The organism is Halorubrum sp. Atlit-26R, assembly GCF_003666015.1.
In the GTDB taxonomy this organism is placed as follows: Archaea; Halobacteriota; Halobacteria; order Halobacteriales; family Haloferacaceae; genus Halorubrum.
Window position 1 is genome coordinate 1 of sequence record NZ_QPLT01000086.1, and the last position, 1,087, is coordinate 1,087.

Annotated in this window: 1 protein-coding gene; it reads right to left on the reverse strand. The window is 52.4% G+C overall.

Features of this window, described 5'->3' with window-relative positions; all coding sequences use genetic code 11:
- Positions 1–708 (reverse strand): metallophosphoesterase (locus DVK07_RS19420; protein ID WP_199719633.1); only part of this gene is annotated, 708 nt, incomplete at its 3' end.
- Between the last annotated feature and the right edge of the window lie 379 nt (positions 709–1,087).

The window sequence follows — 1,087 nt, forward strand, 5'->3', positions numbered from 1 at the left end:
TTTGTGGATCCAGTCAGCAGCCTCGTACCGCTTGTGGATATGCCCAAGCGCAAGATAGTCGACCTGTTTTTTCACGTCGCGGAGTTCGGCGTGCGTCACCGTCCCGCCCAGCGTCGGTACCTCATCTTCCATCCCGAAATGTGCCAACAACACGGTGAACGCCGGCTCACCGTGCATCTCATTTGTCTCCTGGATTCCGTCCGCTACTTGTTGGAGTGCCTGGCCGGTCTTCGCACCCCGCCACTGCAGACCGAACACGCGAACCGGCCTGTCTAGCTCCTCGACATCGATGTCGTAGAATCCAGAAGACTGTCCTGGTTCGTCCGACTCATACGGGTTGAACCACGCTGTCTCCGGATCCGCAGTCAACTCTGCCTGTAAGAACACGATGTGACCCCGCTGATGTAGGTAATTCAGCCACGTCACGTCTCGCGGCGTCAAATTCTCGTCGTGATTTCCACGTGATACTAACACCGGTACGTCATCTGGCACTCGCGCCAACTCCTGCTCCGTTTGATGCAGTATCTTCGGACGAAGATCCCGTGAATGGAACAGGTCACCGGGCAAAAGAATCGCATCCGTGTCGTGTTCGGTGATCATTTCGTCGAGCGCTGTCCGCAACGTCGACATCATATCGTCTTCGCGTTGTTTTACACCGTACTGTCGATGGCCGAGGTGCGTATCGGCGATGTGGGTTAAAGTGAGCATTATTCGTTGAATTGAGGGGAGTACTTGTTCGTGCTGTCCGACCAGTTAATCCCCATCCCTGAAGGTTCCTGAACATACTGACCATTACTCCTTAAAAATCGGGCAAGCAAAGTGAAAGTAAACAAAAGTGCGGACTCCCCATTATTGAGGATTCTTTAGCTTGACCTCGGTTTCTGCCCTTCCCACGTATCTCACACAGCATTCTCCACTCTTGCTCACGATCCTCGTACCTGGGTTCATTCTCGGAGAGACGTAGATAGCGGCCAACGTGATCGGAACCCGACTCCTGTCTAATACTAATTAGATACTTGATGATTGCTACTCAGAATATCAGTATCTGTGCGAGTGCACCGAGAAAAAAGAGTACTACCAAGAATGC